The organism is Caballeronia mineralivorans PML1(12) (genome assembly GCF_001028175.1).
Classification (GTDB): domain Bacteria; phylum Pseudomonadota; class Gammaproteobacteria; order Burkholderiales; family Burkholderiaceae; genus Caballeronia; species Caballeronia mineralivorans.
The window spans coordinates 1-369 of record NZ_AEJF01000278.1 but is presented as its reverse complement, the minus strand read 5'-3'; the positions used below and the strand labels follow the sequence as shown (position 1 = coordinate 369).

Sequence of the window (369 nt, the reverse complement as noted above, 5' to 3'; positions counted from 1 at the left end):
TGATCGTTGCCCAGCGTAACTATCAGTCTAACGCCCAGACCATCAAAACCCAGGACCAGATCCTCAACACGCTGGTTAACTTACGCTAATCGCTGACGGGATAGCTCAATGGATCACGCAATTTATACCGCGATGGGAGCAGCCAGCCAGACACTGAATCAACAGGCGGTAACCGCCAGTAATCTGGCCAATGCCTCAACGCCCGGTTTTCGCGCGCAGTTGAATGCTTTACGCGCGGTGCCAGTGGAAGGGCTTTCTCTGCCCACGCGCACGTTGGTCACGGCGTCAACGCCGGGCGCAGATATGACGCCCGGCAAAATGGATTACACCTCGCGCCCGCTGGACGTCGCGTTGCAGCAGGATGGCTGG

1 protein-coding gene and 1 pseudogene are annotated in these 369 nt (G+C 57.7%); both read left to right on the top strand.

What is annotated here, in order from left to right:
- On the top strand, positions 1-89 hold an 89-nt coding region (locus tag EOS_RS48890; protein ID WP_063779147.1), incomplete at its 5' end, for a flagellar basal body rod C-terminal domain-containing protein.
- A 19-nt stretch (positions 90-108) separates the two neighbouring features.
- Positions 109-369: pseudogene (gene flgF / locus EOS_RS42645) on the top strand (flagellar basal-body rod protein FlgF); the annotation flags it as partial.